Annotated in this window: 19 protein-coding genes; 14 read left to right on the top strand and 5 right to left on the bottom strand. The window is 64.9% G+C overall.

The features are described 5' to 3' along the window. Positions 1-17 precede the first annotated feature (17 nt). Together ACFWCF_RS21070 and ACFWCF_RS21065 are read right to left on the bottom strand one after the other, a co-directional pair. Entirely contained in the window at positions 18-1,625 is a 1,608-nt protein-coding gene (locus ACFWCF_RS21070) for a transposase (RefSeq protein ID WP_378565669.1), read from the bottom strand. Between the two features lie 83 nt (positions 1,626-1,708). Next, positions 1,709-2,683 carry an EamA family transporter gene (locus tag ACFWCF_RS21065; protein ID WP_378565533.1) on the bottom strand — a complete coding sequence of 325 codons (975 nt, stop codon included), beginning with the start codon at positions 2,681-2,683 and terminating at the stop codon, positions 1,709-1,711. Between the two features lie 71 nt (positions 2,684-2,754). Here ACFWCF_RS21065 and ACFWCF_RS21060 point away from each other — a divergent pair, with 71 nt between their 5' ends. Then, positions 2,755-3,693: a LysR family transcriptional regulator gene (locus ACFWCF_RS21060; RefSeq protein WP_378565530.1), complete on the top strand. Its 939-nt coding sequence runs from the start codon at positions 2,755-2,757 to the stop codon at positions 3,691-3,693. Here ACFWCF_RS21060 and ACFWCF_RS21055 read toward each other — a convergent pair. Then, complete coding sequence (locus ACFWCF_RS21055; protein ID WP_378565527.1) at positions 3,671-4,045, bottom strand: SHOCT domain-containing protein; 375 nt, start codon at positions 4,043-4,045, stop codon at positions 3,671-3,673. The two genes, ACFWCF_RS21060 and ACFWCF_RS21055, sit on opposite strands and share 23 nt — an antisense overlap. A gap of 233 nt (positions 4,046-4,278) precedes the next feature. Continuing rightward, entirely contained in the window at positions 4,279-6,090 is a 1,812-nt protein-coding gene (leuA, locus tag ACFWCF_RS21050) for a 2-isopropylmalate synthase (protein WP_378565524.1), read from the bottom strand. A 370-nt stretch (positions 6,091-6,460) separates the two neighbouring features. Between leuA and ACFWCF_RS21045 the strand changes: the two genes are divergently transcribed. The 3 genes from ACFWCF_RS21045 to ACFWCF_RS21035 all read left to right on the top strand — a co-directional run bounded on the left by ACFWCF_RS21045 (position 6,461) and on the right by ACFWCF_RS21035 (position 10,062). Beyond that, positions 6,461-7,675 carry a DUF4185 domain-containing protein gene (locus tag ACFWCF_RS21045; protein WP_378565521.1) on the top strand — a complete coding sequence of 405 codons (1,215 nt, stop codon included), beginning with the start codon at positions 6,461-6,463 and terminating at the stop codon, positions 7,673-7,675. A gap of 81 nt (positions 7,676-7,756) precedes the next feature. Beyond that, positions 7,757-9,022 carry an aspartate kinase gene (locus ACFWCF_RS21040; protein ID WP_378565518.1) on the top strand — a complete coding sequence of 422 codons (1,266 nt, stop codon included), beginning with the start codon at positions 7,757-7,759 and terminating at the stop codon, positions 9,020-9,022. Between the two features lie 2 nt (positions 9,023-9,024). Next, positions 9,025-10,062, top strand: a complete 1,038-nt coding sequence (locus ACFWCF_RS21035; RefSeq protein WP_378565515.1) for an aspartate-semialdehyde dehydrogenase — start codon at positions 9,025-9,027, stop codon at positions 10,060-10,062. A gap of 89 nt (positions 10,063-10,151) precedes the next feature. On the opposite strand, the gene ACFWCF_RS21030 is transcribed toward ACFWCF_RS21035, so the two are convergent. After that, positions 10,152-10,634 (bottom strand): MaoC family dehydratase, encoded by a 483-nt coding sequence (locus ACFWCF_RS21030; protein WP_378565512.1) that lies wholly within the window; start codon positions 10,632-10,634, stop codon positions 10,152-10,154. Positions 10,635-10,818: 184 nt separating this feature from the next. Here ACFWCF_RS21030 and ACFWCF_RS21025 point away from each other — a divergent pair, with 184 nt between their 5' ends. From ACFWCF_RS21025 to ACFWCF_RS20980, 10 genes are all read left to right on the top strand, one after another. Continuing rightward, positions 10,819-11,382, top strand: coding sequence for a TetR/AcrR family transcriptional regulator (locus ACFWCF_RS21025; protein ID WP_378565666.1), 564 nt, complete (start codon positions 10,819-10,821; stop codon positions 11,380-11,382). Next, positions 11,379-12,884: a flavin-containing monooxygenase gene (locus ACFWCF_RS21020; protein WP_378565509.1), complete on the top strand. Its 1,506-nt coding sequence runs from the start codon at positions 11,379-11,381 to the stop codon at positions 12,882-12,884. The genes ACFWCF_RS21025 and ACFWCF_RS21020 overlap by 4 nt, the downstream gene beginning before the upstream one ends. After that, on the top strand, positions 12,881-14,596 hold the full coding sequence (locus tag ACFWCF_RS21015) for an FAD-dependent oxidoreductase (protein WP_378565506.1): 1,716 nt from the start codon (positions 12,881-12,883) through the stop codon (positions 14,594-14,596). The genes ACFWCF_RS21020 and ACFWCF_RS21015 overlap by 4 nt, the downstream gene beginning before the upstream one ends. Next, positions 14,580-15,215: a hypothetical protein gene (locus ACFWCF_RS21010; RefSeq protein ID WP_378565663.1), complete on the top strand. Its 636-nt coding sequence runs from the start codon at positions 14,580-14,582 to the stop codon at positions 15,213-15,215. The genes ACFWCF_RS21015 and ACFWCF_RS21010 overlap by 17 nt, the downstream gene beginning before the upstream one ends. 105 nt (positions 15,216-15,320) lie before the next feature. After that, a complete protein-coding gene (locus ACFWCF_RS21005) occupies positions 15,321-15,944 on the top strand; it encodes a pentapeptide repeat-containing protein (protein WP_378565503.1) in 624 nt (207 codons plus the stop codon). Between the two features lie 338 nt (positions 15,945-16,282). Next, positions 16,283-17,740: a catalase gene (locus ACFWCF_RS21000; RefSeq protein ID WP_378565500.1), complete on the top strand. Its 1,458-nt coding sequence runs from the start codon at positions 16,283-16,285 to the stop codon at positions 17,738-17,740. A gap of 159 nt (positions 17,741-17,899) precedes the next feature. Then, positions 17,900-18,472, top strand: coding sequence for an NADPH-dependent FMN reductase (locus ACFWCF_RS20995; protein ID WP_378565497.1), 573 nt, complete (start codon positions 17,900-17,902; stop codon positions 18,470-18,472). Positions 18,473-18,586: 114 nt separating this feature from the next. After that, a complete protein-coding gene (locus tag ACFWCF_RS20990) occupies positions 18,587-19,015 on the top strand; it encodes a Fur family transcriptional regulator (RefSeq protein WP_378565494.1) in 429 nt (142 codons plus the stop codon). Positions 19,016-19,112: 97 nt separating this feature from the next. Beyond that, complete coding sequence (locus ACFWCF_RS20985; RefSeq protein ID WP_378565491.1) at positions 19,113-20,573, top strand: catalase; 1,461 nt, start codon at positions 19,113-19,115, stop codon at positions 20,571-20,573. Positions 20,574-20,919: 346 nt separating this feature from the next. Beyond that, on the top strand, positions 20,920-21,393 hold the full coding sequence (locus tag ACFWCF_RS20980; protein WP_378493106.1) for a Dps family protein: 474 nt from the start codon (positions 20,920-20,922) through the stop codon (positions 21,391-21,393). Positions 21,394-21,500: the final 107 nt, after the last annotated feature.

The raw sequence follows: 21,500 nt of genomic DNA, 5'->3' as shown, positions 1-21,500 counted from the left end.
GCCCCGGGACCACCACCTCACACCGTGGCCGGCAACCCGCCCCCACCCACCAGCGTGAGGATCTTGCCGATGTTGTGCACCGCAGCATGGAAACTCCACTCACCACGAGCACGAACCAACCCCCGCCCGGTGAACCGCCGAAAATTCAGATTGTGCTTGGCATGCCCGAACGGAGTCTCCGCAATATGAGAACGCTTGCGGTAAGTCGTGATTCCCTCCTCGGTCCGCAACCGATGTGCCATCGCCTCCACCGGTGACGCCCCGGCCGGCGGTGGTCCCGACGTCGGTGTGTCCCTTACCGCGTGTTCGAGATACCGGCCCTTCCCGCGGGCGATCAACCGGTCCGGTCCCGGCGCAGTGACGTTGGCCTCGGAGAAATACCCCGCGTCGGCGAGCAACACCCCGATCCCCTCGCCGTCGGTACCGGTCCCGGCGGTGCGGGCGGCGGTGATCGTCTCGGCAGCAGCGACCGCGGCCTGCATCATCGGCACGAACGTCGGCGCATCGGTCGGATTGACCGCCACCGATACCGCCATGATCACCCCGTCACCACTGGTCACAGCCTGACAGTTGAATCCCTGCAACCAGTTACCGCCCCGCAACGGTTGCAACCCGGACTCCGGATCGGTGGTGTTGACCACCCGCTCCGACCGGTCCTCGATGTCAGGATCGGCGTGTGCCGCGACCGCAGCCTTCGCTGCTTCGGTGACGCGAGCCAGCCTCGTCCGGGCCTTGATCACTTTCGGGTCCTGCTCGGCCGGTCGGATCACCCAGCCACCGTACTTGTGGCCTTTCGCGGCCGCCTCGGCCTTCCGCTGCTCATAGCGTGCCACCTTCGCAGCATGCGCCGCCAATGCCTTCTCCAGCGCCAACTGTGCTGCCGCGACCGCCACCGAGGCCGGCGGTAATCCCTTCGGCATCGCTGCGCTCTGGGCCTGCTCGAGATACGCCCGTGCCGAGGTGTCCTTGTCGGCCCGGGCCTGCTGTTCGGCGGCGCGAGCGGAGTCGAGGACCGCGATCGCCTCGCTGATCCGCGCTGCCCGCGACCGCGGATCGGCCAACGGCGGGGGGACCGAACCGGGTCCGGGCCGGTCGGGGCCGTGCTCGTCGTCTTCGCTGGTGTCGGTGGCCTCGTGCGCGGCCACCGCCGCTGCCGCCAGTGCCCGAGCCGCTTCGGCTGCTTCGGCTGCTTCGGCTCGCACGGACGATTCGGTGCGGTTGGCGCTGGTCCCGGCGTTGGAGGCGATCTTGACCGAGTCCAACGCGATGGTTTCGAGTCGGCCCAACCCCAGGCCGGCGGCGAGCATCAGGACCTGGGTGAACAGGTCTTCGCAGGCGGTGGCGTGGGTTGTGCGGAATCGGGCGATCGTGACGTGGTCGGGGATGTCCTGGGCGCAGATGACCCGGTAGGCGACGTCTTCGGTGCACAGTCGTTCGATGCGGCGGGAGGAGCGTTCTCCGCGGGACCATGCCCACACCAGCAGGGTCAGCAGCATGTCGGGGTGGTAGCCGGCGCGTCCGGCACCACCGGTCTTGGCGTTCTTGTGGAAGGCGGTGGTGTCGATCCGGTCGATGATGTCGATGACCGTCCAGACGGGGTGGTCGGCGGTGAGCCAGTCGCGCATGTCCGGGGGGATCAGGAACTGTTGGTCGCGGTCGACGGGTCGATATCCTTTGGCCACCAACAGATTCTACATGAAATCGCAGGTCAGGCCCCGTTGTGACACGGCGGGGACCGACCCGCGATTTTGCAACAGCCCGTCATCGGATGCAATGTGCCATTCGCTCGGCCGGGGATGGCGCCTGCAGTGCGGCGTCCGGCCGACTGTGCGACCAGCGCTCCGGCGATGACCACGAGCCCGCCGACGATGGTCAGCGGTGTCGGTACCTCGCCGAGTGCCAGCCACGCGACCGTGAACCCGACGATCGGCACCATCAGCGACAGCGGGGCCACGGTGCTTGCCGGGTAACGGCCGAGAAGGGCGACGTAGATGCCGGTGCCGACGACGGTGCCGGCGACGGCGGTGTAGGCGAGGCCGACGAGTGCGATGCGTCCCTCGCCGGTCGAGAAGGAGGATCCGAGCGCGGCCCAGCCGGCGGTGGGGCCTTCGACGATCCACGACACCGCGAACAGTGGGATGGTGGCGATCACACACATCCAGGACATCAGTTTCATCGGTTCGGTGGACTTCGCCTTGCGGGTCGCGATGTTGGCGATTGCCCACGACAGGCCGGCGAGCAGGCCCAACAGAAGGGGTACGAGTCCGACGCTGTTGCCGCCCTGTGCTCCTGCGACGAGGAGCATTCCCGCGACGGCGACGACGAGCCCGATCACCTGGATGCGCCCGAGTCGTTCGCCGAGGAGCAGTGCACCGAGAGCGACGGTCATCGGGGCGGCGGACTGCAGGACCAACGACGCAAGACCGGTAGCGAGTCCCGCGTTCATCGCCCAGAACAGGAAGCCGAACTGCGCGAATCCGAACGCCAGGCCGTAGAGCAGAAGCCAGCGCAGATGCACCGTGGGGCGCGGTACGAACAGCACGACGGGGATGGCGATGACGAGGAACCGCAGGCCCGCGAAGAAAATCGGCGGGAAGTGATCGATCCCGACCCTGATGGCGAGGAAGTTGCATCCCCACAGGAGGACGACGGTCAGAGCGAGGATGCGGGCGCGGGTGGTCACCCAGATATTGTTCGCTATAGAAACAATATCGACAATCTAAACTTTCTTAAGTAAATGTGTAGATTTACTTCATGGATGCGACACGGTTGCGGATTCTGCGCGAACTCGCTGACCGCGGCACGGTGGCCGCGACCGCGGTGGCGCTGTCGATGACCCCGTCGGCGGTGTCCCAGCAGCTCAAGATCCTGGCTCGTGAAGCAGGCGTCCCGCTTCTCGAACCGTCCGGTCGCAGGCTGCGCTTCACCGATGCGGGTCAGGCCCTCGTCGTGCGTGCCGACGACGTGATCACCGCGCTCGACCGAGCTGATGCGGAGATGGCGGCCTTCCGGACCTCACCGCGCGGTCGCGTGCGCATTGCACTGTTCCCGTCGGGTGCAGCATTGCTACTGCCCGCCGTGCTGGACCTCGTGACGGACAGCGGCGTGGACATCGACGCGCAGGACGAGGACGTGCCTGCCTCCGCAGTGCCGCCCCTGCTGGCTGATTACGACGTGGTCCTCACCCACAGGGACGAACGCGCTCCGGCGCTGAGCGGGCCGCGTGTCGCGACAACCGGGTTGCTGCGTGAACCGATCGATCTCGTGCTCCCACCCGCCCACCGTCTCGCAGGCCGCGACGAAGTCCGGCTCGGCGATCTCGCGGACGAGAACTGGATCAGTGTGCGAGGAGGGTTCCCGGTGGACGACGTCTTGTTGTCCGTCACCGCCGTGACCGGAGTGGAACCCCGAGTGGTGCACCGCATCAACGATTTCCATGTCATCGAGGAACTGGTTGCCGCCGGCCGCGGCGTTGCGCTGATGCCGAGGTACTCGGTGCAGCATCCGCGCGTGGTACGGGTACGGATTGCCGGTGTGCGTGCGGCGAGGATCTACGAACTCGTGACGCGCCACGGGTCAATGGAGCGCCCCGCGGTCGCCGCGGTGCTGGATGCGTTCCGCACCGCGGCGTCGCGGATCGATCGTGCAGATCAGGCCGGTGTTGTGCAGATCAGGCGAGCGCCTTTGCCTTGAGCGACTGGAACTCGTCCTCGGTGATCGTGCCTGCATCGAGCAGTGCCTTTGCATCTGCGATGTGCTCGGCGGGGGACTTCCCTGCGACATCCCGGATGTAATTGTCCTGTGCCGACTTGAATTCGGCAGCTTCGCGGGCCGACCGCTTCGCCATTCCGTCACCGTGCACGATCAGGTACACCAGCGCCGTGAGCCATGGCACGATGAACAGGAAGACGATCCAGATGGCCTTCACCCAGCCCGACTGCTCCCGATTCCGGAACAGGTCGCTGATGATCATCCACAGCATGATCAGGTAGGCGATGAATGCGAAGCAGACGATGATGTACCAGATGATGTCCCAGAATTCCATGCGACTCTCCGTCTTTTGATGGACCATCCTGTGCACGAACCGAATTCGGATATCGACGGAGTATCGTACTTTCCCTGCCTGTGAAAGTGCGACGGCTGTCGAGATGCCATCCGCAGATTACCGCCCTGATTGTCCGTGTGCAGGGGTATTGAGCAGTCGAGATTCTGTGGCGCAGACGGCGAACGCGGCGGGCCCGACCGGGCCCGCCGCGTTCGTGCGGTCGAATTATCGGATCAGAGGTGGGCGCGGTTCACTGCCGAGACGATCGCGCGCAGCGACGCGACGGTGATCGATGGCGCGATGCCTGCACCCCACACCAGCGCGGTGGTGCCGTCGGGCCGTGTCACGTCGGCTTCGACGAATGCAGCGGCATTGGCGTCGTCGCCGGCGGACATCGCGTGCTCGGCGTAGCCGCGCACGGCCACCTGGTATCCGAGGGATTCCAGCCCGTCGACGAACGCTGCCAGCGGTCCGTTGCCGGAGCCGGTGATCTCTTTCTCGACGCCGTCCACCTTCAGGACTGCGACCACGGTGTCTTCGCCGTCGTCGGTCTCGGCAGCGGTCACCTTCTGCTTGATGCGCTCGAGCGGGGTGATGGGGGCCAGGTACTCCTCGTTGAAGATGTCCCACATCTCCTTGGGGCTGACCTCACCGCCTTCGCCGTCGGTGACCTTCTGTACGGCCTGTGAGAACTCGACCTGCAGTCGACGCGGCAGGTTCAGTCCGTGGTCGTGCTTCATGATGTACGCGACGCCGCCCTTGCCGGACTGCGAGTTCACGCGGATCACGGCCTCGTAGCTGCGGCCGACATCCTTCGGGTCGATCGGCAGGTACGGAACCGCCCAGGTGATGTCGTCGACGTCGGCGCCCGCAGCGTCCGCGTCGGCCTTCATGACGTCCATACCCTTGTTGATTGCGTCCTGGTGGCTGCCGGAGAATGCGGTGTAGACCAGGTCGCCGCCGTAGGGGTGACGCTCCGGGACGGGCAGCTGGTTGCAGTATTCGACGGTCCGTCGGATCTCGTCGATGTCCGAGAAGTCGATCTGGGGATCGACGCCCCGGCTGAACATGTTCAGGCCCAGCGTCACCAGGCACACGTTGCCGGTGCGCTCACCGTTACCGAATAGGCAGCCTTCGATGCGATCGGCGCCGGCCTGGTATCCCAGCTCGGCTGCGGCAACTCCGGTGCCCCGGTCGTTGTGCGGGTGCAGCGACAGGATGATCGAGTCGCGTGCGGCCAGGTTGCGGTGCATCCACTCGATCGAGTCGGCGTAGACGTTCGGCGTCGCCATCTCGACGGTGGCGGGCAGATTGATGATGACCGGGTTCTCGGGGGTGCCGCCGAGCGTCTCGACGACCGCATCGCAGACCTCTTTGGCATACGACAGCTCGGTGCCGGTGTACGACTCGGGCGAGTACTCCCACCGCCAGTTCGTGTCGGGGTAGTTCTTCGCCGTCTCGATCACCAATTCAGCGGCGTCGGTAGCGATCTTCTTGACGGTGGCCTGGTCTGCCCTGAACACGACGCGGCGCTGCAGGATCGACGTCGAGTTGTAGAAGTGCACGATCACGTTCTGCGCACCGGCGCAGGCCTCGAAGGTGCGGGTGATCAGCTCGGGCCGCGACTGCGTCAGGACCTGGATGGTCACGTCATCGGGAATGGCGTTGTCCTCGATGATTTCCCGGACGAAATCGAAATCCGTCTGGCTCGCCGACGGGAAACCGACCTCGATCTCCTTGTAGCCCATCCGGACGAGCAGATCGAACATGCGGCGCTTGCGTGCCGGACTCATCGGATCGATGAGCGCCTGGTTGCCGTCGCGCAGGTCGACGGCGCACCAACCCGGGGCGCGGTCGATGATCTTGTCGGGCCAGGTCCGGTCGGGGAGCGAGACGGGCTCCACCTCTTCGGCGAAAGGCCGGTAACGGTAGGTGGGCATGGACGAGTTCTTCTGCTTGTTCCATGCTGCCTGGTCGGCGGGAGCGGGCTTGGTCGGCGGCGTGATGTTGCGCGAACCGGAGGTGAAAGCGTCGGCGGGTGACATGACGTACTCCAAGAAAAAGGGGACTTGTGAGTCCAGATCAGGATATCGACCGGCGCGACGAAACCCCGCGACGGGAGGCCGGTCTGGTCAAATCCCGCCGCGGCGGCCGAGAAGAAGCGCACGCTGCATGCCAAGCAGTGTAACGCGCATTACCGGGCGTCGCCCACGGGGATGTCCGTGCTGTGTGCGTTGCCCGGGATGGAAGGCGGGGACGTGCTGGACGGACACGATGACGGCGTGTTCGTGACCTGATCGAAACCAGTTGTTCCCCGCACTCGCGTCACACCCGCTTATCGTGCTCAGTGGAAACTTTGGCATCACCAGTAACACGAGTAACAGGCGAGCTGTGAGGGGCGTGTCGATGAGGCCGATGAGACCGGCAGTCGTCGGGGGTTGCGCCCTCGTCCTCGCACTCGGTGGGACGGTGCCGCTCGCAGCGCAGGCGGGCGCCGAGCCGTGCAGCCACGAGCGTCCCAGCGGTAGCGGGTTCGGTAGCGGCGGCAGCGCCGATCTTCTGCCCGGTGAGCCGAAGGATCGGCTCCCCGACCTGGGATCCGGACCTACGCGGGCCGTCGCGTGGCTCACCGGACCACACAGCGACAACCGGACCGATGCGCGGTTCTCCGTCTCGGGCACGGACCTGGCCATCATGTGGGACAACGGCGCAGCGGAACCGGATCGCAGAATCCTCATGGCCTTCGGCGACACCTTCGGAGATTGTTCCGCCCCGGGTGAGGAATGGCGCCACAACGTCCTCATGCGCAGTGGCGACACGAACCTGACCGACGGCATCGATGTACCCGATCCGGTTCCCGGCGACATCCACGCCGGCTCGCCGGTGCATGCGCACGCTCCCGATTTCTCCCGCGAGCTCGTGGGGGCGCTCGGGATCGAGGGGATCGAGAAGACCGTGATCCCTACGGCGGGAATCTCCGTCGACGGGGTTCAGTACATCAACTTCATGTCGGTGCGCGCCTGGGGTGACCACGGCGAATGGTGGACCAACGCCTCGATGATCGGCACGTCGGCCGACAACGGCGAGACCTGGCATGTCGACCCGGCCACCGCGAGGCTGAACGTTCCCCTCGATATACCGGGCGTCCAGCAGCTGTCGTCGGGCAACGCCAATTTTCAGCAGCACGCATACGTGCGACACGGCGGTTACCTCTACGACTACGGAACTCCGCAGGGGAGGTTCGGCGCCGCGTTCCTCTCCCGCGTGCCCGAACAGCAGATCCTCGACCTCGCCGCGTACGAGTACTGGACCGCCGACGGCTGGATTCCGGGTGACGTCGACCGTGCGGTACCGATCGTTCCTGGCGCGGTGGGGGAGCTGTCGGTGCACTTCACCGGCGACCGATTCGTCATGCTCTATGGCAACGACGCGACCGGCGCGATCGAACTGCGCACCAGCCCGTCGCCCGAAGGCCCGTGGAGTGGGCCGAGGCCGCTCGTGACCCGCGACGAGGCCGGGGGTCTCTATGCGCCGTTCATCCACCCGTGGTCGACGGGACACGACCTCTATTTCACGGCCTCACGCTGGAGCGATTACAACGTCATGCTTCTGCGCACGACCGTACCCTGATAGGGCGGGGCCCGCGAGGTGCGCCGACATCGGTAAGCTTGCTTCCTGGACTTGTACCCAAGACCCCGGAGGTTCGCCAGCGTGGCACTCGTCGTCCAGAAGTACGGAGGATCATCGGTCGCGACGGCCGAACGGATCCGGCGCGTCGCTGAAAGGATCGTCGAGACCAAGAAGGCCGGCAACGACGTCGTCGTGGTCGTCTCGGCGATGGGCGACACGACCGATGAACTCCTCGACCTCGCCCAACAGGTCTGCCCGGCCCCCCCGGCGCGCGAGATGGACATGCTCCTCACCTCGGGTGAACGCATCTCCAACGCGCTTGTCGCGATGGCGATCCACTCGTTCGGAGCCGAAGCCCGGTCGTTCACCGGCTCGCAGGCAGGTGTCATCACCACCGGCAGCCACGGCAAGGCGAAGATCATCGACGTGACTCCCGGCCGGGTGCGCACCGCACTCGACGAGGGCAGCATCGTGCTCGTCGCCGGGTTCCAGGGCGTCAGCCAGGACAACAAGGACATCACGACGCTCGGTCGCGGCGGGTCGGACACGACCGCTGTGGCGCTTGCCGCCGCACTGAATGCGGATGTCTGCGAGATCTACACCGACGTCGACGGCGTGTTCACCGCTGATCCGCGCATCGTCAAGGATGCGCAGCGGCTCGACAAGGTCTCCTTCGAGGAGATGCTCGAACTCGCTGCATGCGGCGCAAAGGTGCTGATGCTGCGCTGCGTCGAGTACGCCCGCCGCTACAACGTGCCTGTGCACGTTCGTTCGTCGTACACCACCAAGCCCGGCACCCTCGTGACCGGATCGATGGAGGACATCCCCGTGGAAGAAGCCCTGATCACCGGCGTTGCACACGATCGCAGCGAATCGAAGATCACCGTCGTCGGACTGCCCGACACACCCGGCTACGCCGCGAAGGTGTTCCGCGCTGTCGCCGACGCCGAAATCAACATCGACATGGTGCTGCAGAACATCTCGAAGGTGGAGACGGGCAAGACCGACATCACCTTCACTCTGCCGACCGACGATGGCCCGCGCGCCGTCGAACTGCTCACCAAGCGGCAGGAAGACATCGGTTTCACCCAGGTGCTGTTCGACGACCACATCGGCAAGGTGTCGCTCGTCGGCGCGGGTATGAAGAGCCACCCCGGCGTCACCGCCAAGTTCTGCGAGACGCTGGCCGAGGCCGGTATCAACATCGACCTCATTTCCACCTCGGAGATCCGCATCTCGGTGCTGGTCGACGACAACGAGCTCGACGACGCCGTGCGTGTACTCCACGCGGCGTTCGACCTCGGCGGCACAGAAGAAGCCGTCGTGCATGCAGGGACGGGACGGTAATCATGGGAAAGACAATCGCTGTTGTCGGCGCGACCGGTCAGGTCGGCATCGTCATGCGCACGCTCCTCGAGGAGCGCAACTTCCCGGCCGACAAGGTGCGGTTCTTCGCATCCGCCCGCTCGGCCGGTAAGAAGCTGCCGTTCCGCGGCGAGGAGATCGTCGTCGAGGATGCGGCCGCGACCTCCGACGAGGATCTGAAGGGCATCGACATCGCCCTGTTCTCCGCCGGTGCGACCCTGTCGCGCGAGCAGGCTCCGCGGTTCGCCGCTGCGGGAGCGACCGTCGTCGACAACTCGTCGGCGTGGCGCAAGGACCCCGAGGTTCCGCTCGTGGTGAGCGAGGTCAACCCGGAGGAGGCGAAGAACCCGCCGAAGGGCATCATCGCCAACCCGAACTGCACGACCATGGCCGCGATGCCGGTCCTCAAGGCCCTCCACGACGAGGCCGGTCTGCAGCGTCTGATCATCTCGAGCTACCAGGCCGTGTCGGGTAGCGGTATCGCCGGTGTCGAGGAACTCCTCGGCCAGGCGCGTGCTGTCATCGGCGACGCCGAGAAGCTCGTGCACGACGGCAGTGCCGTCGACTTCCCGGCCCCGGACAAGTACGTCGCGCCGATCGCGTTCAACGTTCTCCCGATGGCCGGCGCAATCGTCGACGACGGTACCGGTGAGACCGACGAAGACCAGAAGCTGCGCAACGAGTCGCGCAAGATCCTCGGTCTTCCCGACCTGCTCGTGTCGGGCACGTGCGTGCGCGTCCCGGTTGTCACTGGCCACTCGCTGTCGATCAATGCTGAGTTCGAGCGTCCGCTCTCCGCGGCGCGTGCGCAGGAAGTTCTCGCGTCGGCTCCGGGCGTCAAGCTGGTCGATGTGCCGACGCCGCTCGCAGCGGCAGGCGACGATGTGTCGCTGGTGGGTCGTATCCGTCAGGATCCCGGCGCTCCGGAAGGCCGTGGCATCGCACTGTTCGTGTCGGGCGACAACCTCCGAAAGGGCGCTGCGCTCAATACCATTCAGATCGCCGAGCTCCTGGCTCAGTAGATTGCCCCCTGCTTTTCCGAGCGAACGGCACCTTTGGTCGATCAGATCGACCGAAGGTGCCGTTCGCTCACTCTGGGGGGGTGTACTTCCTACTCGAACATGCGGTAGATCGCTTCGACGACCACCGCGGGGCGTTCACTGTTCTCGAGTTCGATCACGCCCTCGATGACGATCTGCACGCCGCCCGTCGGTAGGTCCTCGAGCGATTTCAGGGTGGCGTCGAGTCGTACCCGACCACCTGCCGGCACCGGATTGGTGAAGCGGACCTTGTCGAGGCCGTAGTTGAGGGCCAGTGTCACGCTGTCGACCTTCAGCACCTCGTACCACATCGGAATGATCAGTGACAGTGTCAGATACCCGTGTGCGATCGGTCCGCCGAATGGACTTTCCTTCGCTGCGCGTTCGGGGTCGATGTGGATCCACTGATGATCGTCGGTGGCGTCGGCGAAGGTGTCGATCCGATCCTGTCCGACCGTGATCCATGAACTGAGCCCCAGCGGCTTGCCGACATATTCGGCGAGCTCGGCGAGGGTGGAGACGTGGGTGCCGGTGGTGGTGTCGGTGAATGTCATGCGGACTCCCTTACTGCTCGGTATTGCAGTGCGCGTAAGTGAGTCTGCTCTGAGTGCCACCGTTTGGCCCCGGCTTGGGTATCGAATCGGTCTCGGCACCCTGCGGCACCGTAGGTACCAGTTAAAAACAGTCTGGACTGTTTGTTCTTTTGCAGTTACGCTCGGTAGCGTGATCCACGACACCATGGCGACGGGTTCGCGAACCCAGGCGCAACGCACCGCCGCGACACGCGCGAAGTTGCTCGATGCGGCGATCGAATCCCTCGACGAGCTGGGGTACTCGGGCACCAGTACCCACGGCATCGCCAAGAGGGCCGGAGTATCGCGCGGCGCGCAGCTCCATCACTTTCCGACCAAGGAATCGCTGGTCGTCGCGGCCGTCGGGCATCTCGTAGACAAGCGGCTCGTCGAAATCCTCGACGCGGAACCCGATCCCGAACTCGGGTTCGAGACGCTGATCGATGCGTTCTCAGGACCGCTGTTCCATGCCGCACTCGAACTGTGGGTGGCGGCACGCACCGATCCGGCGTTGCACGCCGCGATGATCCCGCTCGAACGCAAGGTGTCCGATGCGCTGCGCGTGGGGTTGATGGAAATCATGGGCGACCGGCTCGCTCCCGATGTCATCGACCTCAGCATCGAACTGGCTCGGGGGCTGGCCGTGTCGGCCCTGATGCGCACTCCTGAATCCGATCGTGAGTTCCGGGAGAGGCTGCTCCCGGTGTGGAAGGCCCTGGTGATGAAATGAGTCCGGCAACGCTTCCCGAACATGTGCGCACCCTCATCGTCGGCGCGGGATTCGGTGGCATCGGTATGGCCGCCACACTCCTGCGCGACGACCCGGCCGCCGATGTCCTCGTCGTCGAACGCGGCGACGATGTCGGTGGAACCTGGCGGGTGAACACGTACCCCGGTGCCGCATGCGATGTTCCGAGTGCGTTGTACTCCTATTCCTTCGCCCCGGAACCAGGTTGGGAGAGGGCGCACGGCACCCAGGCCGAGATCTACGCGTACCTGCGTCGGGTGGCCCGCGAGCAGGGCGTCATGCAGCGGACGATGTTCGGGTGCGAGCTGCGCAATGCGCAATGGGACGGCGAACGCGCACAGTGGGCGGTGTCGACCTCGCGCGGCGACCTCACCGCCGATGTCCTCGTCGCGGCGACCGGTGCACTCTCCACTCCGACCCTGCCCAAAGTTCCCGGCTTGGAGATGTTCCGCGGCAACATGTTCCACTCGGCAGAATGGGATCACGACCACGATCTGACGGGCGAGCGGGTCGCGGTGATCGGCACGGGCGCGTCGGCGATCCAGTTCGTGCCCGCGATCGTCGACAAGGTCGAACACCTCACGCTGTTCCAGCGCACTGCCTCCTGGGTGATGCCCAAGCGCGATCACGGAATCGCTTCGTCCGTTCGATCCCTGTACCGCAGATTTCCGTGGGTCCAGAAGGCTATTCGCGGCGCTGTGTACGGTCAGAAGGAAATGTACGTCGTCGGTATGACGAAACCGTTCGCGCGGAAGTACGCGTTGCCACTGTTCGAGAAGCGCGCGCGTTCCGTCCTGCGCAAGCAAGTATCCAACCCGGAACTGCGGGCAAGGCTCACACCGGATTTCGCCATCACCTGCAAACGAATCCTGTTGTCCAACGACTGGTTCCCGGCAATCACTCGTCGTGAAGTCGATGTCGTATCGTCGGCATTGACTTCGGTGACCGAGAACGGGGTCGTCGATGCTGCCGGAAACGAATACCGCGTCGACACGATCATCTTCGGTACCGGATTCATGCCGTCCGAACCACCTGTAGCGCAACATATCCGAGGGGAAGATGGCCGTAGTCTCGCTGAGGTGTGGAACGGGAGCCCGTCCGCGCACCTGGGCATCAGCGTAAACGGATTCCCGAACATGTTCCTCATGTACGGGCCGAACACCAACCTCGGACACAGCTCCATCGTGTACATGCTCGAGTCCCAGGCCGCGTACATTGCCGCAGCCCTGCGGGCCATGCGTACCCGTCGTCTCGACGCAGTCGAAGTCAGAGCCGACGCGCAGCGTCGCTTCGCCGAAGAGCTCGATCCGCTGCTGGCAGGCACTGTCTGGAACGCCGGGGGCTGCAGCAGTTGGTACCTCGACTCGACAGGACGCAATTCCGTGATGTGGCCGACCTTCACCTGGCACTACCGTAACCGGACCAAGGAGTTCGACGCAGAGAACTACGAACTGTGGGCCGCGAACACGGGAGCACGGGCATGACCCACTACGACGTTCTCGTCATCGGCTCGGGATTCGGCGGCAGCGTCTCCGCACTGCGCCTGACCGAGAAGGGATACCGGGTCGGAGTTCTGGAAGCCGGTCGGCGTTTCGCCGACGACGAGCTCCCGAAGACCAGTTGGCGGCTACGCAAGTACCTGTGGGCGCCGGCTATCGGATGCTATGGCGTACAGCGTATTCACCTGCTTCCCGACGTGCTTGTCATGGCCGGCGCAGGGGTCGGGGGTGGTTCGCTCAACTACGCGAACACTCTCTACCGCCCGCCGTCTCGATTCTTCCAGGACTCCCAGTGGGGCCACATCACCGACTGGGAGGTAGAGCTCGCGCCCTACTACGAGCAGGCATCGCGGATGCTCGGGGTGCGCGAGAACCCCAGTGTCACTCCGGCCGATGAGGTGATGCGCAAGGTCGCCGACGACATGGGCGTCGGTCACACCTTCGGCCCCACGCCGGTCGGTGTCTTCTTCGACGAACCGGGCAGGACCGTACCCGACCCGTTCTTCGGAGGCGCGGGCCCGGACCGCACCGGATGCACGGAGTGCGGTAGTTGCATGACCGGTTGCCGTGTGGGCGCCAAGAACACCCTCGTCAAGAACTATCTCCACCTTGCCGAGCGTGCGGGTGCGCGCATCCACCCACTGACCACCGCGACGCGGGTCACGCCCCGCGCGGGTGGCGGCTACGAGATCGAGACTCGCAGCACGAACGGGATCCGTAAGCGTCGGAAGGTGTTCACCGCAGATCAGGTGGTCGTGGCGGCGGGAACCTATGGCACCGCGCGCTTGCTGCTCGCGATGCGCGAGAGCGGCGACCTGCCCCGGTTGTCGCCGAAGCTCGGTCGCGTCGTCCGCACGAACTCCGAGGCGGTGCTCGCAGCGACCGCGCAGAACCGCGACGTCGACTACACCCAGGGAATTGCGATCACGTCGTCGTTCCACCCCGACGATCACACTCACATCGAACCGGTCCGATACGGCAAGGGCAGCAACGCGATCGGGTTGCTGCAGGCGATGCTCGTGGATGGCGGCGGCAGGATTCCTCGATTGGCGAAGTTCATGGGTGTTGCGGCTCGTGATCCGCGCGCCTTCCTGCGCAGTCTGTCGGTGCGGCACTGGTCCGAACGCACGGTCATCGCGCTCGTGATGCAGACCGACGACAACTCGCTCGAGCTCGCCAGCAGGCGAAGTCCGCTGGGGCGCGGCGTCACGAGCAAGCAGGGGCCGGGAAGTCCGCCACCGGAATGGATTCCCGTCGGGCACGAGGCGGTCCGGAAGGTGAGTGACGAGATCGGCGGCGATCCCGGAGGGTCGCTCCTCGATCTCGTGAACATCCCCATGACCGCACATTTCCTCGGTGGATGCGTGATCGGCGACTCGCCCGAGACCGGTGTCGTCGACCCCTATCTGCGCGCGTACGGCCACGAGGGCATTCATGTCGTGGACGGCTCGGTGGTCACTGCGAACCTCGGTGTCAATCCTTCTCTCACCATCACGGCGCAGGCGGAGCGGGCAATGGCATTGTGGCCCAACAAGAATGAGAAAGATTCCAGGCCGGCGGTCGGTTCGCCCTACTCCGCTGTGAAACCCGTTCCGCCGTTGCGGCCGGTGGTGCCCGCAGATGCCCCCGGCGCACTGCGCCTACCCCTGTTCCCGATCCGACACGAGGAGACCGCCAGTGCTGTGGAGCGTTCCTGAAAGTGCCGACGACCGTACCGACTGGCCGGTGTCGCCGCCGCCACCGTGGCCGGCGAGCGTGCGCGCCACCCTGTGGTGGCACCGCAGTACTCCTGAGGCCCGCGAGCACGGTCCCGGCGGGCCGATCGTGCCGATGACGCTCGCGATGATGGTCGACTACCTGGATTCTCCGGTCGGCCCGTATCGCGAGATCCTGGCGAGTCCGGTGCTTCGGCGTGGGCTGATCCCCGCGATGGCGGTTCCGTTCATCGCCGTCGACTCGAAGCCCTCGGTGCACGGTGGTCGTGAGCACTGGAAGCTCCCGAAGGTACTCGCCGATTTCTCCGGAAGCGTCCTGGGCAACTTCACCGCAGCCGGGGACGGTTGGAAGGTCGAGACCTCCGCATTGCCGCGGGGGCCTCGGCTGCCGATAGTCGGCGGTCTCACGTTCGCGCAGCCGGGCGAGAACGGCGATCTGCACCGGGCGTCCGCACGTCTGCGTGGCCGCTTCCGGTATGCGCGGGTGACGGTGGATGCGGAGGGCCCGACGTTGAGCCGCTGGCTGCGGTCGGGGGCCCATCACGGGATCGTCATCACGTCGGGTTCGATGGTGACCGGACCCGCCCGCACTGCGCGGTAGCGAGGTTCCGATCAGGAAGATCGGCGATGGAAGTCACTGAGGCCTGGGTGATGATTACGGAGGCCTGACGGTGAACACGGGGACCTGATGGGGAACACTGAGGGTATGAGTGATCCCGCCTTCGACCCCGCAGCCGACACGATCGTGGGGGAGGACTACTCGGACGCTCGTCTACCGGGTCAGGAGTGGCGTCGCCAGGAGTATGTGGGCTGCACCTTCCATGATGCGGATCTCTCGGGACTTTCGACGGAAGCGGTCACCTTCACCGACTGCGACTTCACCGGCGCGGATCTCACCGGATCGACGCACTCGGGGGCGGCCTTCCGGAACTGCACGTTCGAGTACACGCAGTTGCGCGGCAGCACGTTTCGGAACTCGACGTTTCTCGGTTCGAACTTCCGCGACTGCCGGATGCGACCGATGACCTTCGATGAGGTCGACTTCAGCCTGACGTCTCTCGGTGGCATCGATCTGCGGAAGACAGACCTGAGCGGGTGCCGATTGCGTGAGGCGAATCTCGTCGAGGCGGATCTGCGTGAGGCGTTGCTCGTCGGTGCCGACCTCAGCGGTGTGCGCGCAGGCGGATTGCGACTCGACGGCGCGGACCTGACCGGAGCGCGCGTCGACGCGATGCTGTGGGTCTCCGCGAGCCTGCGCGGCGCAAAGATCGATTTCGGGCAGGCGTTGGCGTACGCGGGTGCGCAGGGGCTCGAGGTCGCGGAGGGCTGACCGCTTCTACGACTTGCCCCGTTCCGCGAGCCAGTGGTTCTCCTGTGACGCATGCGGCTGGTGAATCGGATGGTATTTCGCTGACGACCGATGTTGTTCCGGGTACGTTGAATCGTGGTGTTCCGGTTCTGCCCGCCGGCACATCGGGACTTTGTGCCTCGTTTTCTTGACCTATTCAAGAAAAGGTGGTGAAGTGTGACTGGCGACATAGCAGGGGTCGAGGTGGTGGAACGCCAGGCACCTTCTGCTGCTCCGCAGCCCGGAGCGGTAGAGCGACAACTGGATACGAACTTCGACTGAACGCACGCACGGCTACGCATGCATACGGAGGGACAACAATGACCCAGGACAAGTTGACGACCGGCGCAGGTGCCCCCGTCCCCGACAACCAGAACGTCATCACCGCAGGCCCTCGCGGACCACAGCTACTCCAGGACGTCTGGTTCCTCGAGAAGCTCGCACACTTCGACCGCGAGGTCATCCCGGAACGTCGTATGCACGCGAAGGGCTCGGGCGCATACGGAACGTTCACGGTCACCAACGACATCTCGCAGTACACCACCGCGAAGATCTTCTCCGAGGTCGGTAAGAAGACCGAGCTGTTCGCGCGGTTCTCCACCGTCGCAGGCGAGCGCGGTGCCGCCGATGCAGAACGCGACATCCGCGGCTTCGCGGTCAAGTTCTACACCGAGGACGGCAACTGGGATCTCGTCGGCAACAACACGCCGGTCTTCTTCTTCCGCGACCCGCTGAAGTTCCCCGACCTCAACCACGCCGTCAAGCGCGATCCACGCACCAATCTGCGTAGCCCCAACAACAACTGGGACTTCTGGACGAATCTTCCGGAGTCGTTGCACCAGGTCACCATCGTGATGAGTGACCGCGGCATCCCCGCGTCGTACCGGCATATGCACGGTTTCGGATCGCACACCTTCAGCTTCATCAACGCCGAGGGCGAGCGGTTCTGGGTCAAGTTCCATCATCGTGTCCAGCAGGGCATCCAGAATCTGACCGACGCCGAGGCTGCAGCCCTCGTCGGCACCGACCGCGAGAGCGCTCAGCGCGACCTGTTCGATGCGATCGAGGCCGGCGACTTCCCCAAGTGGAAGTTGTGCGTGCAGATCATGCCGGAGGCCGACGCCGCGAAGGTTCCCTACCATCCGTTCGATCTGACGAAGGTGTGGCCGAAGGGCGACTACCCGCTCATCGAGGTCGGCGAGTGGGAGCTCAACCGAAACCCGGACAACTACTTCGCCGAGGTCGAGCAGGCTGCGTTCAACCCCGCGCACGTGGTCCCGGGTATCAGCTTCTCTCCCGACAAGATGCTGCAGGGGCGCCTGTTCTCCTACGGCGATGCGCAGCGGTACCGGCTGGGGGTCAACCACTTCCAGATTCCGGTCAATGCGCCGAGAAACGGGGTGAACAGCTTCCACCGCGACGGCGGGATGCGGGTGGACGGCAACCACGGCGGCAAGCTGCACTACGAGCCGAACAGCTACGGCCAGTGGCAGGAGCAGGCGGAGTACCGCAATCCGCCGCAGTCGGTGGGCGCCGTGGCGGATGCATGGAACTTCCGCGAGGACGACGACAACTACTTCTCGCAGCCCCGCGTGTTGTTCAACAACATGAGCGACGAGCAGAAGCAGGCGTTGTTCGACAACACCGCCCGCGCGATCGATGGCGCCGAGGAGATCGTGGTGCAGAGACACATCGACAATTGCACCCAGTGCGATCCTGCCTACGGCGAAGGCGTCGCGAAGGCAATTGCCGCGCTGAAGGGTGATCGACCGATCTAGACCGTCCCGTCCTACCCTGTGGGGTCGTCCGCGCATACGCGGGCGGCCCCACAGGTGTCTCGGCGAGATGGCACGGGAAGAATCACGGAATCCTCGACGAAACGTCCGGTGGGGTGCGCATGATGGAGTTCACGTGATCCGCCTCCGAAGGGACGCCCAGTGAGCGCATATACGGTCGGCTACATCGTCGGAAGTCTGTCTTCCACCTCGATCAACCGGATTCTGGCGAAAGCGCTGATCAAGTTGGCACCGGACGATCTGTCTTTCGTCGAGATATCGATACGGGATCTCCCGCTGTACAGCCAGGACTACGACGCCGATTACCCGCCGCAGGGACGCGCCCTCAAGGAAGCGATCGCGGCGGTCGATGCCATCCTCTTCGTCACGCCCGAGTTCAACCGGTCGATACCCGGCGGGTTGAAGAACGCGATCGACTGGGCGTCGCGGCCGTGGGGACAGAACTCCTTCGACCACATGCCCGTCGCGGTCATCGGTGCGTCGCCGGGTGCGATCGGCACCGCATTGGCGCAGCAGAGTCTGCGCGCCGTGCTGAGCTTCACCAACACCCGCCAGATGACGGCGCCCGAGGGCTACATCACCTTCGACCCGGAGATCTACAGCGACGACGGCTCTATCTCCGATGACTCGACTGCCGAGTTCCTCAGGAAGTACATGCAGGAGTTCCGCGAGCACATCGAGCGTGTTCTCACCGTCCTTCCGCGCAACCGCTGAGCAGGTTTCGGCCCTCATCGATGAGGTCCGCGTACGTGTGGCGCGACCTCGGGTGATCACCACCACACCGTTCCTTTTCTTGACTAATTCCAGAAAAGGGGCATACTTGAGACCATGCAACGAACGGATGACTCACACTTCGGCCCCAAGGAACAGCTTCGTTCCGTGGGGCTCCGAGTGACGGCTCCGCGTGTTGCAGTACTCGATATGGTTGCCAGAAACCCACATTCGGATGCCGACGAAATCTCCGCCGCCGTGCGAAACGAACTCGGCAAGGTCTCGACCCAGGCCGTGTACGACGTACTCAGGGCCTGCGTGGGTGCCGGCCTCCTCCGTCGCATCGAGCCGGCAGGATCCCCCGCCCGGTTCGAGACCCGCACCGGAGACAACCACCATCATCTGGTCTGCCGTAATTGCGGCATCGTCGTCGACGTCGACTGCGCCGTCGGCGCTGCACCCTGCCTTACTCCGTCGGACGCCGGAGGCTTCGTCATCGACGAAGCCGAGGTGACCTTCTGGGGTCTGTGCGAATCCTGCCGCTGAACCCTTTCGCTACCCACTGCACGCACGGAGTCGCTTCGGCGGCCCGTGTCGACGCGTCGTCCCCGCTTACGGGACCGCCCATTCGGAGGTCACACACATGACGAACATCCGTTTCACCACCAACAACGCCGGTAACCCGGTCGCCAGTGACGACACCTCTTTGACCGCGGGCGCGCAGGGCCCGATCCTGCTGCACGACCATTACCTGATCGAGAAGCTCGCACACTTCAACCGTGAGCGCGTTCCCGAGCGTGTCGTCCACGCGAAGGGCGGCGGTGCCTTCGGTGAACTCGTCGTCACCGAGGACGTGAGTGCCTACACGAAGGCGAAGCTGTTCCAGCCCGGTGTGAAAACCGAGTCGCTGGTGCGTTTTTCGACTGTCGCAGGTGAGCAGGGAAGCCCGGACACGTGGCGAGACCCGCGCGGTTTCGCGATGAGGTTCTACACGGAGGACGGCAACTACGACCTCGTCGGCAACAACACGCCGGTCTTCTTCATCAAGGATCCGATCAAGTTCCCCGACTTCATCCACTCGCAGAAGCGACTGCCGGGCTCCGGCCTGCGCGACCACACCATGCAGTGGGATTTCTGGACGTTGCGTCCGGAGACCGCGCACCAGGTGACCTGGCTGATGGGTGACCGTGGCATTCCGCGTACCTGGCGGCACATGGACGGCTTCGGCTCGCACACCTACCAGTGGATCAACGCCGAGGGCGAACGATTCTGGGTCAAATACCATTTCAAGACCGACCAGGGCATCGAAACCCTCACGGCCGCGGAGGCCGACGTGCTCGCGGGCACCGACCCCGACTACCATCGGGCCGACCTGTACCAGGCGATCGAACGTGGCGAATTCCCCAGTTGGACGCTGCACGTGCAGGTCATGCCGGTTGCGGAGGCCGAGGGCTATCGGTTCAACCCGTTCGACCTCACCAAGGTCTGGTCGCAGAAGGACTACCCGCTGATCAAGGTGGGGACCTGGACCCTGAATCGCAACCCGCGCAACTTCTTCGCCGAGATCGAGCAGGCCGCGCTCTCGCCGTCGCATGTCGTGCCTGGCATCGGATTCTCGCCCGACAAGATGCTGCTGGGTCGGGTGTTCTCCTACGCGGACGCACACCGCTACCGCGTGGGGGCGAACCATGCGCAGCTTCCGGTCAATGCGCCGAAGAACAAGGTGGAGTCGTACTCGCAGGACGGGAACATGACGTACTCGTTCAACGATCCCGCGACGCCGGTCTACGCACCGAACAGTTTCGGGGGTCCGCACGCGGACCCTGAGCGTGCGGGTGACGACGGACTGTGGGACTTCGGCACCGAGGCGGTGCGAGCCGCATATGTCCAGCACGCGGAAGACGACGACTTCGGCCAGGCCGGCTCGTTGGTCCGTGAAGTCATGGACGATGCCACGCGGGAACTCCTGGTCGGCAACATCGTCGGCCACGTGCTCGGAGGCACCTCCGAGGCCCTGTACGAGCGCATCTTCGAATACTGGCGCAACGTCGATGCCGATCTCGGGAAGAAGGTCGAGGAAGGTGTGCGGACCGGGTGTGCCTGACTACTCAGGTCCGCGGCCCGCGACTCCTCAGGCCAGGCCCCACAGGTAGATTGCAACGGCCAGTGCCAACACGATCAGTGACTGTGCGTCCATGATGCGAACCCCTTCGTCGGTCGAGGATGAACCGTACAACCATCATCTCTCGTCCCGACGCTCGGGGCACGGTCGTCGGCCTCGTCGACACGATCCCGTGACACAGCCACATCGTCGGTGCAGGTTACGCCGGCGCCCGGCGTCGAGTATCTCGCACGCACGTGGGTTCGGCCACACATGATTCGATTCGGAAGCATTCCGCCGCGAAAACTGTTGAATTCGGCGGTATACGAAAATGAGAGGAGTGCGAAAGATGAACAGCCCCATCACGAGCACACTGTCGGAGAAGAACCAGAAGGTCGCAGGAGACGCGCTGCAGAGCGTGCTCGTCGATCTGATCGACCTGAGCCTGATCGGCAAGCAGGCGCACTGGAACGTCGTCGGATCCCAGTTCCGTAGTGTCCACCTCGCCCTCGATGAACTCGTCACGGCGACACGGGATTTCACCGACCAGGTCGCCGAGCGGATGACCGCGATCGGCGTCAGCCCGGATGGGCGTGCCGATACGGTTGCCCGCGACAACGGCACCAAGGGCTTCGGTGAAGGCTGGAGCAAGGACGAAGAGGTCGTCGCGTCGATCGTCGGTAACCTCGCAGCGGTGATCACCCGGCTGCGTGAGCGTATCGAACTCACCGGCGACGTGGACCCGGTCACGGAGGACCTCCTGATCGGTCAGGTCGCTCGACTCGAGCAGCTTCACTGGATGTGGCAGGCCCAGCTCGTCTGACACTCGACCGCCCGGAAGGGGGCCCCCCCCCCCCGGGGGGGGGGGGCGGGGGGGTGGGGGGGGGCCCGGGCGATACCGGTGTGAGTTGTGGGGGGGGGGGGTGGGAT

The sequence above is a fragment of the Rhodococcus sp. NPDC060090 genome (genome assembly GCF_042729855.1).
Lineage (GTDB): Bacteria > Actinomycetota > Actinomycetes > Mycobacteriales > Mycobacteriaceae > Rhodococcus.
The sequence above is the reverse complement of the archived record's forward strand: the minus strand, read 5'-3'. Positions and strand labels throughout refer to the sequence as shown.

What these genes read in the sequence shown, in the direction of transcription:
- ACFWCF_RS21070 (WP_378565669.1), bottom strand. Translation starts at nt 1,625, where the DNA reads ATGCGCGACTGGCTCACCGCCGACCACCCCGTCTGGACGGTCATCGAC.
- ACFWCF_RS21060 (WP_378565530.1), top strand. Translation starts at nt 2,755, where the DNA reads ATGGATGCGACACGGTTGCGGATTCTGCGCGAACTCGCTGACCGCGGC.
- ACFWCF_RS21055 (WP_378565527.1), bottom strand. Translation starts at nt 4,045, where the DNA reads ATGGAATTCTGGGACATCATCTGGTACATCATCGTCTGCTTCGCATTC.
- leuA (WP_378565524.1), bottom strand. Translation starts at nt 6,090, where the DNA reads ATGTCACCCGCCGACGCTTTCACCTCCGGTTCGCGCAACATCACGCCG.
- ACFWCF_RS21045 (WP_378565521.1), top strand. Translation starts at nt 6,461, where the DNA reads ATGAGACCGGCAGTCGTCGGGGGTTGCGCCCTCGTCCTCGCACTCGGT.
- ACFWCF_RS21035 (WP_378565515.1), top strand. Translation starts at nt 9,025, where the DNA reads ATGGGAAAGACAATCGCTGTTGTCGGCGCGACCGGTCAGGTCGGCATC.
- ACFWCF_RS21030 (WP_378565512.1), bottom strand. Translation starts at nt 10,634, where the DNA reads ATGACATTCACCGACACCACCACCGGCACCCACGTCTCCACCCTCGCC.
- ACFWCF_RS21025 (WP_378565666.1), top strand. Translation starts at nt 10,819, where the DNA reads ATGGCGACGGGTTCGCGAACCCAGGCGCAACGCACCGCCGCGACACGC.
- ACFWCF_RS21020 (WP_378565509.1), top strand. Translation starts at nt 11,379, where the DNA reads ATGAGTCCGGCAACGCTTCCCGAACATGTGCGCACCCTCATCGTCGGC.
- ACFWCF_RS21015 (WP_378565506.1), top strand. Translation starts at nt 12,881, where the DNA reads ATGACCCACTACGACGTTCTCGTCATCGGCTCGGGATTCGGCGGCAGC.
- ACFWCF_RS21005 (WP_378565503.1), top strand. Translation starts at nt 15,321, where the DNA reads ATGAGTGATCCCGCCTTCGACCCCGCAGCCGACACGATCGTGGGGGAG.
- ACFWCF_RS21000 (WP_378565500.1), top strand. Translation starts at nt 16,283, where the DNA reads ATGACCCAGGACAAGTTGACGACCGGCGCAGGTGCCCCCGTCCCCGAC.
- ACFWCF_RS20990 (WP_378565494.1), top strand. Translation starts at nt 18,587, where the DNA reads ATGCAACGAACGGATGACTCACACTTCGGCCCCAAGGAACAGCTTCGT.
- ACFWCF_RS20985 (WP_378565491.1), top strand. Translation starts at nt 19,113, where the DNA reads ATGACGAACATCCGTTTCACCACCAACAACGCCGGTAACCCGGTCGCC.
- ACFWCF_RS20980 (WP_378493106.1), top strand. Translation starts at nt 20,920, where the DNA reads ATGAACAGCCCCATCACGAGCACACTGTCGGAGAAGAACCAGAAGGTC.